11 protein-coding genes and 1 riboswitch are annotated in these 15,505 nt (G+C 58.4%); of the genes, 3 read left to right on the top strand and 8 right to left on the bottom strand.

Annotated elements, in window-relative coordinates; genetic code table 11:
* Window positions 1-120 precede the first annotated feature (120 nt).
* From ACWORE_RS06380 to ACWORE_RS06400, 5 genes are all read right to left on the bottom strand, one after another.
* Window positions 121-1,926, bottom strand: a complete 1,806-nt coding sequence (locus ACWORE_RS06380; RefSeq protein WP_455303194.1) for a hypothetical protein — start codon at window positions 1,924-1,926, stop codon at window positions 121-123.
* Window positions 1,927-2,066: 140 nt separating this feature from the next.
* A complete protein-coding gene (gcvH, locus tag ACWORE_RS06385) occupies window positions 2,067-2,465 on the bottom strand; it encodes a glycine cleavage system protein GcvH (RefSeq protein WP_012730971.1) in 399 nt (132 codons plus the stop codon).
* Between the two features lie 84 nt (window positions 2,466-2,549).
* Window positions 2,550-3,689 (bottom strand): glycine cleavage system aminomethyltransferase GcvT, encoded by a 1,140-nt coding sequence (gcvT, locus tag ACWORE_RS06390; RefSeq protein ID WP_455303195.1) that lies wholly within the window; start codon window positions 3,687-3,689, stop codon window positions 2,550-2,552.
* Window positions 3,690-3,758: 69 nt separating this feature from the next.
* Complete coding sequence (gcvP, locus tag ACWORE_RS06395) at window positions 3,759-6,938, bottom strand: aminomethyl-transferring glycine dehydrogenase (protein ID WP_455303196.1); 3,180 nt, start codon at window positions 6,936-6,938, stop codon at window positions 3,759-3,761.
* A gap of 198 nt (window positions 6,939-7,136) precedes the next feature.
* Window positions 7,137-7,257: riboswitch (glycine riboswitch) on the bottom strand.
* Window positions 7,258-7,436: 179 nt separating this feature from the next.
* Window positions 7,437-8,165, bottom strand: coding sequence for a sulfurtransferase (locus tag ACWORE_RS06400; protein WP_169302936.1), 729 nt, complete (start codon window positions 8,163-8,165; stop codon window positions 7,437-7,439).
* A gap of 293 nt (window positions 8,166-8,458) precedes the next feature.
* On the opposite strand from ACWORE_RS06400, the gene ACWORE_RS06405 reads away from it, so the two are divergent.
* The 3 genes from ACWORE_RS06405 (at window position 8,459) to ACWORE_RS06415 (ending at window position 10,886) form a co-directional block, all read left to right on the top strand.
* Complete coding sequence (locus tag ACWORE_RS06405; protein WP_455303197.1) at window positions 8,459-9,193, top strand: ATP-binding cassette domain-containing protein; 735 nt, start codon at window positions 8,459-8,461, stop codon at window positions 9,191-9,193.
* A 3-nt stretch (window positions 9,194-9,196) separates the two neighbouring features.
* On the top strand, window positions 9,197-10,186 hold the full coding sequence (locus ACWORE_RS06410; protein ID WP_455303198.1) for a hypothetical protein: 990 nt from the start codon (window positions 9,197-9,199) through the stop codon (window positions 10,184-10,186).
* Window positions 10,187-10,625: 439 nt separating this feature from the next.
* Window positions 10,626-10,886, top strand: coding sequence for a hypothetical protein (locus tag ACWORE_RS06415; RefSeq protein WP_455303199.1), 261 nt, complete (start codon window positions 10,626-10,628; stop codon window positions 10,884-10,886).
* 61 nt (window positions 10,887-10,947) lie between these two features.
* On the opposite strand, the gene clpB is transcribed toward ACWORE_RS06415, so the two are convergent.
* The 3 genes from clpB to ACWORE_RS06430 form a co-directional block, all read right to left on the bottom strand.
* Window positions 10,948-13,521, bottom strand: coding sequence for an ATP-dependent chaperone ClpB (gene clpB / locus ACWORE_RS06420; protein ID WP_455303200.1), 2,574 nt, complete (start codon window positions 13,519-13,521; stop codon window positions 10,948-10,950).
* A 310-nt stretch (window positions 13,522-13,831) separates the two neighbouring features.
* Window positions 13,832-14,422 carry a hypothetical protein gene (locus ACWORE_RS06425; protein ID WP_406605514.1) on the bottom strand — a complete coding sequence of 197 codons (591 nt, stop codon included), beginning with the start codon at window positions 14,420-14,422 and terminating at the stop codon, window positions 13,832-13,834.
* Window positions 14,423-14,457: 35 nt separating this feature from the next.
* Window positions 14,458-15,405, bottom strand: coding sequence for a hypothetical protein (locus ACWORE_RS06430; protein ID WP_455303201.1), 948 nt, complete (start codon window positions 15,403-15,405; stop codon window positions 14,458-14,460).
* Between the last annotated feature and the right edge of the window lie 100 nt (window positions 15,406-15,505).

Here is a 15,505-nt window from a genome sequence, read left to right on the forward strand (position 1 = left end):
GGACGTGGGCTGAGCAACAGACGTAGGCTGGGCATCCTTCGCTCCTGGGTTAGTGTGATCCGTCATGAAAAGAAACTCCTTTTGGCTGCTGGGTTGTTATCGCCCGGCTTGTAGTTCCGTTTAATCCTGGTCTAGCCGATTCTCGGGCTCGAGTTCACCATCGACGATGGGCACATCGTCATCCTCCCGACGGTGAGACGCGCCTCGCCGGGCCGAGCTCTTGCGGTGCCGCCCCTCCGACGGCGGGTCGCCGAAAATGGTGGACTTGTCGTAATCAGACTCCACACGAATGACTCGCCCGGACCGCTCATGCGCCCCCGAGTGGTCAGGATCGCTACCCACAACGGGAATATCTCCGGTGGATTTCCCCACTTCATCCCACACTTCGTCGTCCGTCGTGGTCCCCTCTCGTCGGCTTCGATCCCGGCGCGGCAAATCAACATACTCGTGGCGGAACTCGGGCCGATCCGACCATCCGATGTGAGCATCCGTGCCAGAGCGCTCTTCCTGGCCGGCCGGCTCATCATTATTGCCGACGTCGGCACTGCCGGATTGGCTGGCGGTACCGGGTTGATCGGCGAGGCCAGCGTCGGGCACGGCCTGCATCCGTGGGCCGTCGCCCAGGGTGAAGATGTCGTACGAATATGCACGGCCGGGGTCCCCATCCGTCATGTCCAAGTATTCGGCTGTCGGGTTGGGTAGGACGCGGGTGGCGTCGTCAAGATCGGCGATATAGGCGAATATCCTGGGGATATCGTCGATGGTGGGGCGGCGGTTGCACCGGACGAGGATCCACCACGGGTCGATGACGATGGCTGCGGTTGCCCCGCGGAGGTGGGCGAGTGCGCGGTCGGCGCGGGAATCCATCATGAGCCGGACGGATAGGGGGTCCGAGGAGAACACCTCGAATCCTCCGCACGATCCCACGTATTCTTGGTCGGGCCGAGGAGGTTTGATGTGGCCGGGGGCTTCGCTGGACTGGTTCTGCGGTGCCCAGCGGTCGCGGTCTCGGAAGTCGATGAGTATGTCGGAGGATCCGGATCGGCGTAATCCCAGGTAGGAGTTGTCGTTTACGTCGGCGACGTGGGCGCGGCGTGCGCGCATCCGTCCCGAGACGACGTCTTTGGCTTCGCTCGGAGACGTGCCGACGTGGTCAGCCCACTCGTGAGCCAAGTCGGGATCGGTGCGATCAAACTGCCATCCATGCTCAGCTGCCCATGATCGACGTGCCCGACGGGTCGCTCGCGTGGGGTTCGCGAACCACTCCTCGGCAGTGTCTTCTGGTGATTCTGCTGGTGTATCTGTAGTTGCAGCTGCATCTTCTGATGAATCCGCCGTCGATTCCGACGTGGCAACCGCGTTACCTGCGGGGACGCTACCGGATGACGAAACTGTGTCCCGACGTTCGTTCCCGTCATTATGCGTCACAGCAAACGAGTTGTCCTCGCCGTCATCGTGGGAGTCCATTCCGCGCGGGGAATCCACTGGCTCATCCGCGTGCGTCATCGAGACGTCGTTACCAGGCAGGCCAGCGTCGGACCATTCCTGATCAGCGCGCTCGTCTTCCGCCCCTACATGTGGGTGCACACCGAAATGTGAGAATGCTTCATCCGCAGTCTGGGTCTGCTGGGGATTAAAGCGCGGGTTTCTGCGACGGCGCGGCAATGAGTCACCAGAGCCAGCGTTGGCATCATTAAACGGGACGTCATCAGACGCACCGCGCGAATCGCCAGACGCCCTCTCCCCTTCAAACGAACGGTCACCCCGCCCCACCAGGGAAGACGTCGACCGTTCGTGCACGCCGGCGCGGCGGTTGAGAACTCGACGCCACTCCCTATCATCAGCCGGTCGGTTGGCAGCCCACAGCAGCGCTGCGGCCGCGAGGAGCAGCAGAGCGCCAAGAATCAGGAAAACTGCGGAATTCATCGTTAGATAGTCTATCCGCTTACGCGGACAATGCCTCCACCCGCACACAAAGGCCGCCGCCCCTGCCCCTGGGGATCATGCCGTCGAGCCCGACAGGGAGTAGTGGCAGCCGTCGTTGACCAGTTATTCGCTGACAGACCCTACACGTCAATATCGTTCTCGGCGGCGTAGGCACTCTGGTCTAACAACTCCCCAAGGTCAGAGATGCGAACCTCGTACAGCCAGCCATCGCCGTAGGGGTCGGAGTTGATCACGCCGGCGTCGTCGCCAAGGTCCTCATTGATCGAGACCACTTCGCCCGAGACGGGAGCGAAAATGTCGGAGACTGACTTGGTGGATTCCACCTCACCGAAAGCCTCTCCGGCTTCGACCTCCGTGCCGACGTCGGGCAGGTCAACATAGACGATCTCGCCCAGCTGATCAGCGGCAACATGGGTAATGCCGACGCGGACGGTGTCGCCGGGCTCGGCGGCGTCGTTGTCGATCCACTCGTGGTCGCTGGAGTACAGGTAGTCAGCGGGCAATGAAACGTTGGACATCAGGATCTCCTTCGCATTGTTATCCGCATTCGTCGCTGCGGATGAATGGTCTTTACCGTCGATTGATGGGGTCGATTGTTGGGGCTAGCGGTCGCGCTTATAGAACGGAAGCTGAACCACCGTGTAGGGATAATGCTTACCACGAATGTCCACGGAAAGCGCGGTTCCCGGTTCCGCGACGTCCGCGTCCACATAGGCCATAGCCACGGGGTAGCCGAGTGTCGGCGACAATGCGCCCGAGGTGACCTCCCCGACCTCTTTATCTTCGCTGGTCAAAACGGTGTAGCCAGCGCGGGCAGCTCGTCGACCGTCCCCTTTCAGCCCGACGAGTTTCCGTGCCGCACCGTTCTTCTTCGCAGCGACGATGGCGTCCCGGCCGACGAAGGCGTCCTTGCTCTTCGTCGCCGCCAACACGCCGAGGCCCGCGTCGACCGGGGTGTGTGACCGGTCCAGTTCGTGGCCGTAGAGAGGCATGCCCGCCTCCAGGCGGAGCGTATCGCGACTAGCCAGCCCGCATGGCGTCACCGCGTCGGTACCCATGATCGCGGCCCATACGTCGTGAGCACCGCTGTTCGGGACGAAGATCTCGAACCCATCCTCCCCGGTGTATCCCGTGCGGGCGATGATCACGTCGTGCCCGGCGACGGTGCCGCGGAAGAAGGCGTAGTACTTCACCTCGGCCAGGTTGCGGACATCCGCGCCGGGGAGCGAGGCCAAGACGCGCTCCGCGTTGGGGCCTTGGACCGCGATTAACGACGTTTCGCTGGATTCGTCGGCCACGGTGCAGTCAAAGGACTCAGCGCGGGAAACTAATTCCGCGGCCACCGTGGGGGCGTTGCCGGCGTTGGGGATGACCAGGAATTCGTCGTCGCCGAAGCGGTAGGTGATGAGGTCGTCAATGATGGTGCCGTCCTCGGTACACATCATGGAGTACTTCGCCTTGCCGACGGCCACAGCGGATAACCGTGAGATCAGTGCGTGGTCGAGCGCTTCGGCTGCCTGTGGGCCGCTGACTCGGACCTCGCCCATGTGGGAGAGGTCGAAAATGCCGGCGTCCGTGCGAACGGCTTTGTGTTCGTCCAGTTCACTGCCGTATTTGAGGGGCATATCCCAGCCGCCGAAATCGGTGAAGCGGGCGCCGAGTTCCTCGTGGACATCGTGCAATGCGGTCTTCTGCGGGGTGGATGATCCTGCGCCGGATCCTGTGGCGAGTTGGTCTGTCACGTCGCGTTCTCCTGTCAACATCGCTGGGGTTAGTGCTGCGGTATGTGGAATTGGTGCTGGTGTGGGTGCCTATTTATCCAGGCTGTTGAATTCATCGTCGGTGATGGCGAAATCCTCCAAGGGCGGGCACGAGCACGCCACATGGCGGTCGCCGTAGGCATTGTCAATGCGGCGAACTGGTGGAAAGTACTTGGTCCGACGCAGGCCAGGGACGGGGAATGCCGCTTTCTCGCGAGTGAAGTGGCCGTGGGACACGGCGTCGTCGAAGTCGTCGCGCGTCACTGACCAGGCCGTATAGGGGGCGTGGCGAATCACGGAATCTTCCTCGGCGACGGTGCCGTCGATCACCTCATCGATTTCGCGGCGGATAGTGCGCATCGCTTCGATAAAGCGATCGAGTTCGCCCTTGTCCTCACTCTCGGTGGGCTCCACCATGAGAGTCCCAGGCACGGGGAAGGCCAGGGTCGGCGCGTGGAAGCCGAAGTCCATGAGCCGCTTGGAAACGTCCTCCGCGGTGATCCCGGAGCGTTTCGTGATCTCGCGCAGGTCAAGGATGCATTCGTGCGCAACCAAACCGTTCTTGCCCGTGTACAGGGTCGGGAAATCGTCGGCGAGCTGGTGAGAGATGTAGTTGGCATTCACCAGGGCCATTTCCGACGCGGCTGCCAGGCCGTCGCCCCCCATGAGCGCGATGTATGCCCAGGAGATCGGGACGACTCCGGCGGAACCGTAGGTGGCACCGGCAATCGGCACGCCGTGCGCCTCGGACGCGGCCTCGTCGGAGCCTTCTGCGCCGTCGGAAGAGCTTTCCGCATCATCACCGGGGCGCTCCGCGTCGTCACTTGTTGTTTCCATCGGATCAGTAGGCAGGAACGGCACCAGGTGCTCAGCAACACACAGCGGGCCGACGCCGGGGCCGCCGCCACCATGAGGAATCGTGAAGGTCTTGTGCAGGTTAAGGTGGCTGACGTCGCCACCGAACTGCCCGGGCTTCGCCAAGCCGACCAGCGCGTTGAGGTTGGCGCCGTCGATGTACACCTGCGCACCGGCCGCGTGGACCTTATCGCACACGTCACGAACATGCTCTTCGTAGACGCCATGTGTGGAGGGGTACGTGATCATGATGGCGGCAACTTTGTCGCCTTGCTTCTCCAGCTTCGCGTCCAGGTCATCGAGGTCGATGGATCCGTCGTCGCGAGATTTCACCGCGACAACTTTCAGACCAGCCAATGCCGCCGACGCCGCATTGGTACCGTGGGCGGACTCCGGGATCAGGCAGATGGTGCGCTCATTATCGCCGCGCGACTGGTGGTAGCGGCGAATAGCCAGCAGACCAGCGAATTCGCCCTGCGACCCCGCGTTGGGCTGCACGCTCACAGCCGCGTAGCCGGTCATCTCCGCCAGACTGTCCTGCAGGTCGTGGATAAGTTCACGCCACCCCGCCGTCTGGTCGTCGGGAGCCATCGGGTGAATCGAAGCAAAGCCCGGCCACGTGATCGGCTCCATCTCTACTGCAGAGTTCAGCTTCATCGTGCACGATCCCAGCGGGATCATGGTGCGGTCGAGGGCGAGGTCGCGGTCGGAGAGCATGCGCAGATACCTCATCATTTCGGTTTCTGAGGTAATGGCGTGGAAGATCGGGTGCGTCAAAATCTCATCGAGACGAAGAAGATCCGCAGGCAGATGCGCTGTCCCGGCCGTCGCCACATCGCGGTGATCACCAGGTAGCCCGGCGGTGAGCTCACGCACTTCATCCAAACTGTCAGGCCCGGAACCGCTATCGCGCCCCTCAGCGCTGATCAATATCGCGGCCAACTGACGAATATCCGTGTCAGTCGTGGATTCACCAATGGAAATGCCAACCAGCCGGCCACCGAGTTCTCGCAGGTTAAAGCCCTCTTCAAGGGCCCGCGCGACGGCAATACGCGCTGCATTATCAGTGCTGTGTTTCACGGTCACAGTGTCGAAGAACGTCTCATGCTCAATGCGAAGACCAGCCGCGACGACGGCGTCGGCCAGTGCAGCAGCATGCGCGTGAATACGGCCAGCGATCTCTTTCAAACCATCCGGGCCATGCCACACGGCGTACATGCCGGCCACAACAGCCAACAGCGCTTGCGCCGTGCAGATATTAGAGGTCGCGCGGTCGCGTCGAATATGTTGCTCGCGGGTCTGCAGGGCCAAGCGATACGCGGGAGTTCCTTCTTCATCCTTCGACACACCGACGATGCGGCCCGGCATCTTCCTGGTCAGCGAGGTTGTCACGGCCATAAACGCCGCATGCGGCCCACCGAAGAAAAGCGGCACACCGAAGCGTTGCGCAGAACCCACCGCGATGTCCGCGCCAAGCTCACCCGGCGATGCCAGAAGCGTCTGCGCAAGAAGGTCACAATCCACCGTGACCAGCGCTTTCTTCTCTTTCGCGGCGTCGATCAGGGGCTTCAGGTCACGCACCTCACCCGTCGTCCCGGGCTGAGCAATAACGACGCCGGCAAGATTCTCCTCGTCGGCAATCGTGTCGGTGGTAATCGTCGATACGCGAAGCGAAATACCAGCAGCCTTCGCACGCGACCGTACAACCGCGATCACCTGCGGGTGGCAGGCGCTATCGAGGAGCACAACCGACTCCCCACCCTTACGCCGACGCCCACCGCGGATCATCAGCTGAACGGCCTCCGCGACGGCAGTGGCCTCATCCAGCAGCGACGCATTAACGACGTCGAACCCGGTTAAATCCCCCACCGCGGTTTGGAAATTCAGCAGCGCCTCCAGGCGGCCCTGCGAGATCTCCGGTTGATACGGCGTATACGCGGTGTACCACCCCGGGTTTTCCACAATGTTTCGCCTGATCACAGACGGCGTGACGGTGTCATAATAACCCGCGCCAATCAGCTGCTTCTTCTGAACATTTTTATCGGCATACACCTGCAGCGCGGACAATACGTCCTGCTCAGTGCGACGAGGCGGCAGATTGAGATCCCGGTTCTTGATGGAATCAGGCAACGCTGCCTCGGCAAGTTCGCGTGCGGACGAATACCCCAAAGTCTGCAGCATCTGCTGAATGCTCGACGAGTTGGGGCCGATGTGGCGCGCCGGGAACGACGCGGCCGACACACGCGGTGAACTCAACGGCGCGGTGAGGTCGGCCGTGGTTTTAATAGACGCGGGGGCCGCACCCTGCGTGTTCTGCGGATCGAATTTCGGGTGAGCCTGTTGGGGGGACTGCTGCTGAGACTGTGGATGAGACATTGTTTCCCATTCGTCGAAGGCGATGACCGGTCGCCTCCCCCGCACTGTCTCCTGTACCTGAGAGCTTCGGCAGCCTGAGCAACGCGCTGTGTTTGGCCCTGCATGGAGCCCTACAGATGTATAGAACCCTCCAGGTGGCGTTGTTTCGGTCTGCTTTTCTCCTTCGGCGGCTGCATGCACAGCTCTTTCCAGTGGTGCCTCATTGCAGCGGTACTGGGCCTGAGAGATTCCCGGGGAGGGTTTGCTCCTACGGCGCTACTTTCCTGGCCGGAAGCACAATGCGCCCGGCGCGGAAAGCAAGCTCTCCCGTTGCAACTCGTAACGGCATGTTCGTCACTCGACTATATCTGCAACCCCGGACATGTCGAGCACACTTCGTCATCTACTCACCTCATTTCGAGGCAATGACCAGGCACGACGCCGGTAGGTTACCCCCGACGGGCAGAAATATTTACACGAACGTCACATGGTTCGGGCGGTGACGGGGTCGCGCAATGCTTAATCGCCCGAGCGCTCGATGGGATTCTCAGGATTCCCCGCCCACTGCGACCAACCACCGGTGAACAGCGTGGCACCGTCGATCCCACCATGCTCCATCACGGCAATCATCGCGCACGAGTGCAGCGCGGATCCGGAATACACAGCCACTTTCGAGCCGTCGGTAATTCCCGCCCTGTTGAACCGTGCCCGAATCTCGTCGGGCGACAGCACCGTCCGGTCCTCGTTATAAAAGTCCTGGACCGGCATGTTGATCGCACCCGGGATGTGGCCAGCGCGGAAGTCCAACTTTTCGGCGATCCCATTGAAACGACGCTCGTCGCGCGCATCAAGGAGAAAACCACCATCCTTGATCCACTGGTCGATCTCATCGGCTTCAATGGTGGGCATATTGCCGACGGTGATCTCTGTGCGGAACCGCTGCGGGAGGCTCCCCGGCCCGGCGATGACGGGATGGCCGGCGTCTTCCCACGCCGGAAGGCCACCGTCGAGAATATGAATGTCGGTGAACCCAGCCCACTTGAGAATCCACCAGGCGCGGGCGGAGAAAATGCCGTGGTGCTGGCCGTAAATGATGATCGGCGTCTTCTTGTCCAGGCCCCACTTGTAGACCCAGTCCTGCAGGATCCCTTTGTTCGGAAGCGGGTTACGCCCGGCTTCGCGCGAAGGAAGCCCCGTGAGGGCCAACTCTGGCGGGCAGAACTGAGCGTCCGGAATGTGTTCGGACACGAACCTCGAATACGCGGTGCGGCTTCCACTGGACCAGTGGGTGCTCAAGATACTAGTACGATTCGATTTGTTGATAGCTTTGGACAAGATATCTGGAGAAACGTACACGGTCATGGGCACTAGCTTATGCGGACGAGCTCCAGACTGCAGTATGGCAGGTTGTGAGATGCTCCTGGTAACGACAACGGTTACCTTCTAACAACCTGCCGTCCGGTTGCTCCCACGTATTGAGGGTAGGCTTCGTATAGTATTAGTTTCCAAAGCTGAGTTAATTTCAGACAAGGGAGTTTGACATGCATTTATGCATCGACAATGTGACCGTGAAATACGGCTCCACGGTGGCGGTGCAGGATGCCAATCTAATTTTGGGAACTGGTGTTCATGCCCTGCTGGGCCCCAATGGTGCGGGTAAATCTTCACTACTTGAGGTAATCGCTACATTACGTAAGCCTTCGTCGGGAAGTTTTCGTTTTACTGACAATGCTCCCGATTTGGCTAATCGGAATGACTACACAGGCATGGATCTGCGGCACATTCTGGGATATCTACCACAAGAGAACCTGCCGAAATCACGTTTTACCGTCCGGGAGCATTTGGCTTATATGTGCTGGCTCAAACAAATACCGGATGGGAACGTGTCGGCCGAAGTTGATCGGTTGATAAATCTGACAGAGCTATCAGACAAAGCGGATGCCACCATTGCGTCACTATCCGGCGGCATGAGACGGCGCGTCGGAATCGCTTCTGCGCTGGTAGGTTCCCCATGTCTACTCATACTTGATGAAGCTTCGGCCGGACTTGACATGGCACAGCGTGATTCACTTCGAAGAATCGTTGCGGCTGTTGCTCAAGATGCCGTCGTCCTTACCTCGACTCATATTGTCGAAGACATTATTGACATCGCCGACACCCTCACCGTCATGTCCCGGGGCGCTTTCATGTTCTCCGGAGGGTGGGATGAGTTTTGCCATACCCGCCAGCTTCCCGAGCTGAAAGCCCAGTACTTAGACCTAGTAGGTGAGCGCTAGCTCATGGTACTGCAACGAAAAACACCAGGCTGGTGGTTATGGGCACGTTTTCATCGGCTACCACACAATATTGTTATCGCCGTGGTGTCTACGCTCGCGCTGCGAATGGCTATCCTTCTTACCTTGGAGTCTAACGGGGGCACCATTGAAATTGAACCATTGTGGCTGAGTTTTATTGCAAGCCTGCCTTTAGTATTCATCTTCAGTCACGAGACAAAACCTGATCTCTGTGCCCCTAGATCGCTCACCCGGCGTCGACTTATTCTGTTGGCATCTGCCGTTATTACCGGAGCTATTGTCTCGATCGTCTGTTATCCCACTAATCTCACCGATTTTGGATCTGTTGCCATATTTCGAAATATTCTTGGCTTTCTCACACTTGGATTGCTTGGGCGCGAACTTCTAGGACAAACTCGGATATGGGTTCTCCCGCTCATCGCAGCAGCGGGATCCATGCTATTTTCCTGGCCACAGTATCCAACTGTTTGGGACACCGTATATGGCGCTTTGCGAAGTCCTGGGTCTTTCTACTCGGATGGCACTATCGACCTGAGTATTCCCCTCTGCCTAGGCAGTTTTATCCTTTTAAGCGTCATATATTTACGTCAGGACACTGTCGGTCGGGGTCGTTTTCATGCCAACCACCAGTCCAATATTTTTAGCCGTTCCACTGTGTACCGTGCAGGTAATATTCCTGTCGCACAATTACGAGCTCGCGGGTGGCGACGAATTACGCAACAAATCGCCATCGGCTTGATAATAACTATAAGCTATTCGTATTACCTGCTCCAGGATAAAAAGAATTGGGGCGGCAGCCCAGCTGAATTAGCCTCCACGTGTCTCAATGGCATTTTTGTTTTCGGTTCCGTAGCTATGGCCATTGGAGCCTTTATGGGGCAAACTCGCTGGCGCACTGGGATCGCAGTCTGGGAGAAACTAAGTAACTACCCCACCATTGCACTCCTTAAAAAAACCAGCGCTTTCCGTAACTAACGCTGTTCTCATCCCTATCATCACAGTCAGTGTTATCGCTCTGGCCGCCAATAGCTGGTTCCTTATTTCACATGATGTCCCCTCATCCGGTGTCACCGCTGAGGCAATTTCAGCAGCAACAACTATTGGCGCTTTCTTTATTATTGTCGCCGCGTTAGCACTAGCGGGAGTCGCAATTGGTCACATACGCAAAGGGATTTGGGTCCCATCTGTCGCTTTTATCCTCACCCTCATCATGCTGATAGCGGGACATAGTCAGATCGATCACGTTTCCACCGACCGACGGGACAAACTGACTGCTTGTGCATCAATTCCAGAGCTCAACCGCCAAGTTTGTTCAAGCGAAACGAATGCACCATTTCTATATGCAGCGACACGCACACTAAGTGATCTGTATGCTGATGCACCGGCCAAGCAATACCTTCCGCAGACTTTGTACTTGGTCGATAATGCCTTCGCTCCCTCAGATAGCCCGATGGCTAAGTTTGGTCTCTACCACAAACGCTCGCCCACAGTCCCCCAAGCTTTGCCGAGCACGGATATTTCCTCCGAACTTGGCCAAACGATAGGGAACTCCTGCAAAGATGTGCAGGCGAGTTCAGCGCTCTATCTAGCTACTCCCGCTCCAGGGAGTCCGGACAATCCTCCACCACCTGAAGAAGACCTCATCCAACTCCAGCATTGTCTTAACGGCCAATAGTGTTACGAAACCCGAAAAGCCCTCCCGGACACCACTCCGGAAGGGCTATAAAAATTCTCGCTTACAGCGTCGACACACCACCACCGTGGACGTCGAGTTTGTCTCCGCCCTCGGCCACCGTGACCTCGACAACGTCGCCGTCGCGAACATCCCCGGCGAGGAGTTCCTTCGCCAGTTCGTCGCCAATGGCTTGCTGCACTAACCGACGCAGTGGACGGGCACCGTACGCGGGGTCGTAACCGCGGTTGGCCAGCCATTCCTTCGCATCGTCGTGAACGTCCAACACGAGGCGTCGAGACTCCAGCCTCTTGGCCAGGGCGTCGATCTGAATGTCCACGATCTTGGTCAGCTGTTCGCTGGTCAGACCGTCGAACATAACGACGTCGTCAAGTCGGTTGATGAATTCCGGCTTGAAGGTGGCCTTGACGGCCGCTTCCATCTGCTCCTTGGTCCCGCCTGCGCCCAAGTTCGAGGTCAGGATCAGGATGGTGTTCCGGAAGTCCACCGTGCGGCCTTGTCCATCGGTCAGGCGGCCTTCATCGAGCACCTGCAGGAGGACATCGAAGACGTCGGGGTGAGCCTTCTCGACCTCGTCGAACAGGACCACCGTGTATGGCCGACGACGCACTGCTTCGGTCAGCTGACCACCGGCGTCGTAGCCGACGTATCCCGGAGGGGCACCGACCAACCGCGCCACGGAGTGCTTCTCGCCGTACTCCGACATGTCGATGCGGACCATGGCTTTTTCATCGTCGAAGAGGAAGTCCGCCAACGCCTTGGCCAGCTCGGTCTTGCCGACGCCGGTGGTGCCGAGGAAAAGGAACGACCCTGTCGGGCGATTCTCGTCCGCAACACCAGCACGCGCACGGCGCACCGCGTCGGACACGGCCTTCACGGCTTCGTCCTGGCCGACCACGCGACGACCCAAAACTTTCTCCATGGCCAGGAGCTTTTCGGTTTCGCCTTGCATCATCTTGCCGGCGGGGATGCCGGTCCATGCGGAGACAACTTCGGCCACAGTCTCGGGTGTGACTTCCTCAGAGAGCATGGCGTTCTCTTCGGTGGAGTTCACGGATTTTTCGGCCACGTGCAGCTTCTTTTCCAGTTCAGGAATAGTGCCGTAGCGCAGCTTTGCTACCCGCTCGTAGTCGCCGTCGCGCTCCGCGATTTCCGAATCAGACCGGGCCTTCTCCAGCTTTTCCTTGACACTTTGCACCTCGGTAATGGCAGACTTTTCGTTCTCCCACCGGGCGGTCAGGGCCTTCAGGTTTTCGCGCTCGTCGGCAAGCTCTTCTTTCAAATGCTCAAGCCTGATTTTCGACGCTTCGTCGGTCTCCTTCTCCAGGGCCATTTCCTCGATCTCTAGCCGACGCACGACGCGCTCAGCGGTATCGATTTCCTCTGGCCGGGAGTCGATTTCCATGCGCAACCGCGAGGCGGCTTCGTCGATAAGGTCGATGGCTTTATCGGGAAGGAACCGGGCTGTGATGTAGCGGTCGGACAGCGTCGCGGCCGAGACCAGCGCGGAGTCCATGATCCGAACACCGTGGTGAACCTCGTAGCGCTCTTTGAGCCCACGCAAAATGCCGACGGTGTCCTCGACGCTGGGCTCACCCACGTACACCTGCTGGAACCGACGCTCAAGGGCGGCGTCCTTTTCGATGTACTTGCGGTATTCCTCCAGGGTGGTTGCGCCCACGAGCCGGAGCTCACCACGAGCCAGCAACGGCTTAATCATGTTGCCGGCGTCCATTGCGGATTCCCCGGTCGCACCCGCACCGACGATGGTGTGGAGCTCGTCGATAAAGGTGATGATTTCGCCGTCGGCGTTCTTGATTTCGTCAAGGACGGCCTTTAACCGTTCCTCGAATTCGCCACGGTATTTTGCACCTGCGACCATGGACCCGAGGTCGAGCGAGACGAGTTTCTTATCCTTCAGCGATTCAGGCACATCACCAGCGACGATACGCCGTGCGAGGCCTTCAACGATGGCGGTTTTACCGACGCCGGGCTCACCGATGAGCACCGGGTTGTTCTTCGTCCGCCGTGACAGAACTTGGACGACGCGTCGAATTTCGGCGTCGCGGCCGATGACGGGGTCGATTTTGCCGTCGCGTGCCCGGGCGGTGAGGTCCGTCGAGTACTTTTCGAGGGCCTGGAACTGGCCTTCTGGGTCCTCGGTGGTCACCTTTTGGTTTCCGCGTACCGACGGGAACGCTGCCTTGAGCGCGTCCGCGGTGGCACCGAACTCCTGCAGCAATTTCGCTGCATCGCTATCGCCGGATGCGATGCCGGCGAGCAAAACCTCGGTGGACACGTAGCTATCACCCAGCTGGCCTGCTAATTCCTGCGCGGTGGTTAGCGCGTTGAGGGAATCGCGGTTGAACTGCGGGTTCGCCATTTGTTGGCCGCTGGCGGTGGGGTAGCCGCCAACCAGACTTCGTGCCCGAGTGAGGACCTGGTTCGGGTCGGCGCCGACAGCCTGAATAACTGGCGACGCAATAGAATCGACCTGCTCGAGGAGAGCGACGAGTAAGTGCGCTGGGCGGATGTCCGGGTTACCTCGTTTCGAGGCGTCCTGAAGTGCAGCCTGGAGGGCTTCAGCTGTGCGTGTTGTGGGTGTAAAAGAGCTCATGATGTCACCTTTCTGTTCTTTGTTCGTTGTTCTGTGTTTGTTGTTTCTATGTTGACCGTTCTGTGTGCGGCCTGTGCGGCGGAAGCTTTGTGGCTCAGTCGGCGGAACCGACCGGGTTGATGACCGCTAGCCGACGACGAACGTTGCTATAATCATTGTTGAGTGTACGTCACGCAAGTTTTAATCACATCTAGTACAACTAGCGCGAAGTTGAGTCTATTCCACTCAAGGCAGATTTTTTAGAAAAATTTTGGGTAGATGTGCTCGTGATAGGAACGTCGGCAGTGACGGGCCACCGCACCCAGATGAACTAGCGGCCCTGACGGACCCAGACGACCAAACCTATAACCCCCAAAACAGCCTCACCTATCAACACCGCGGGACTCGTACCGATCCCGACCGAATTCCCCAACGCCGTGCTCTCCCCCACAAACCACGGGCTGAGGCAAAGGATAAGAGAAAGAGCCGGCACTAGGCGCAAAGACACGGCCGACCCCCAACGGCCACCAATTGAAGCCGCACACCCAATAGCCACAATGCTGTGAGCGGTGATCAAACTAACCGTTTCCCACCCCAGATAACGAGCCCTCATCAGGCCGTCTACAGCAACCAAGATGAGAACACATATGACAGACAGAATCAGGCGCGGGCGCTGCGTCGAGCGGGACGTCACGGCGCGCTCATACGATTCCGACCATTGACTCCCCAGCAGAACACCCATCGCCCCTGCCATCACCACCGGGACCAGATTCGGAAGGAAAACAGGGATGCTCAGTTCTGGACCAAACAATTGCGGGAGCGAAAAATCATGAAACCAGACCAGAGGAATGACGACGCAACACAGCAATAGCGCCTCACGCCAGCCACGAAGGCAGAGATAGGGGAAGACGCTATTACTCATATGTAATCCTCACACTTCTTTCACTTCAGGGTGCTTTATTTTCCCGGATTATCCTGGGCATTGCCTTTCTCAGAAGAAGCTATACAGGCCTTAAGATCCCCCGTGATGTTTTTAATTCGCTCTTCTTGCTCCTGAAATGGCCGCCCCTCAGCGTTCTTGTCCATCCACTTCTGGGCATCACTGGTACCCGGGCCATTCGCCCCACCGATGACGTCGCGAACTGGCTTGTCTCCGAAATGATCGGCAATCCATTCTGCGACGATATAGATAGTCGATACTCCATCCTTTTCGGAAAGCTCACACCCCGATTTATCGCTGTCTTGTGCAATGACGGTTTCAGCCACGTCATGGAACACAAGAGTTGAGGATCGTCCCGCGTCAGCCGCCATCAAAGTGACGTCGCCACCAACTCTTTTGGGAGCATACTCACCAGCGTCGACCCCGAACCCCAACTCGTCCAATTCAGACAAAAAGGCAGACCAGTTTTTATCCACTTCACGCACAGTGGATTCATCTTCTGGCCAACTGCAATACCGAGCACCGTCGGCTGAATGAGTGCATGAAGGATTCGATGGTTTCTCACGTGCAGTCACCAGAGGCCCATTTATTCCGACGAGAGTTGCCACCACAGAGACGATAACGATTCCAGGTAGAGCTAACGATAAAAGCTTTTTACCCCTTACCAAATCGGCCGTGGTGACGAAAATGAGTACTGCTACCAGTGCAATTCCTATAACAACACCAACAACAACTGGACGTAATTGGACTGATTGCTCTACGTACCCCACGTAGTTCCCCGATGAATACGGCCTCAAGAATAGAATTTTCGGAACTACGCGTAGCAGCCCTGCCATCAAAGTGAGAACCACGACGGCCATCCCCGCAATGAAGCCGACAATCGCCGCTAAACGCGGTTTGGCATGGAGTGATCGGCCAATAACTCCGCCGAGCCCCACGGAGAACAGGGACCAGATCAGTCCCATAATCAGAATCGACCACCATGGAGAACCGCCGGGATCTCCGGATAAACACACGGCATACAACACAACTATTGTTACGATGTTGTATATCAATGCATACAAT

Source organism: Corynebacterium sp. c7Ub_26 (genome assembly GCF_053760365.1).

Excerpts from the sequence above, each read along its gene's own strand:
- clpB (WP_455303200.1), bottom strand. The coding sequence starts at position 13,521 with ATGAGCTCTTTTACACCCACAACACGCACAGCTGAAGCCCTCCAGGCT.
- ACWORE_RS06425 (WP_406605514.1), bottom strand. The coding sequence starts at position 14,422 with ATGAGTAATAGCGTCTTCCCCTATCTCTGCCTTCGTGGCTGGCGTGAG.
- ACWORE_RS06430 (WP_455303201.1), bottom strand. The coding sequence starts at position 15,405 with ATGGGACTGATCTGGTCCCTGTTCTCCGTGGGGCTCGGCGGAGTTATT.
- ACWORE_RS06410 (WP_455303198.1), top strand. The coding sequence starts at position 9,197 with ATGGTACTGCAACGAAAAACACCAGGCTGGTGGTTATGGGCACGTTTT.
- gcvP (WP_455303196.1), bottom strand. The coding sequence starts at position 6,938 with ATGTCTCATCCACAGTCTCAGCAGCAGTCCCCCCAACAGGCTCACCCG.
- ACWORE_RS06380 (WP_455303194.1), bottom strand. The coding sequence starts at position 1,926 with ATGAATTCCGCAGTTTTCCTGATTCTTGGCGCTCTGCTGCTCCTCGCG.
- ACWORE_RS06405 (WP_455303197.1), top strand. The coding sequence starts at position 8,459 with ATGCATTTATGCATCGACAATGTGACCGTGAAATACGGCTCCACGGTG.
- gcvH (WP_012730971.1), bottom strand. The coding sequence starts at position 2,465 with ATGTCCAACGTTTCATTGCCCGCTGACTACCTGTACTCCAGCGACCAC.